Origin of the sequence: Methylophaga sp. UBA5088 (genome assembly GCF_002414625.1) — a bacterium.
Lineage (GTDB): Bacteria > Pseudomonadota > Gammaproteobacteria > Nitrosococcales > Methylophagaceae > Methylophaga > Methylophaga marina.
The window spans coordinates 10,085-10,361 of sequence record NZ_DIAC01000029.1 but is presented as its reverse complement, the minus strand read 5'-3'; the positions used below and the strand labels follow the sequence as shown (position 1 = coordinate 10,361).

Sequence of the window (277 nt, the reverse complement as noted above, 5' to 3'; positions counted from 1 at the left end):
TGAATCAGGTTGAGACTGGTGGGCACAAAAAGAGTATGAATGTATTCAGAAAACTTCATCACCTGAACACCTCCGACAGAGATCTCGGCAGACCGCCGCAGCATGTTGAACAGACTAATTCTTAAATAACGACCGAATCGCTCATTAATCATTTCCAGGGTCGGCATTCGGCCGCGGATAATACGCTCTTCATTACCGAAGTCGTAGGGACGGGTACCAGCATTGTCACTATTCTCTGACCCATCTGTTTCAATATCGCCATCGCCCAAGCCATTGT

Annotated in this window: 1 pseudogene; it reads right to left on the bottom strand. The window is 47.3% G+C overall.

The window, feature by feature from the left end:
• Positions 1–269, bottom strand: a pseudogene (locus B4K20_RS03730) (flagellar motor switch protein FliM); the annotation flags it as partial.
• Between the last annotated feature and the right edge of the window lie 8 nt (positions 270–277).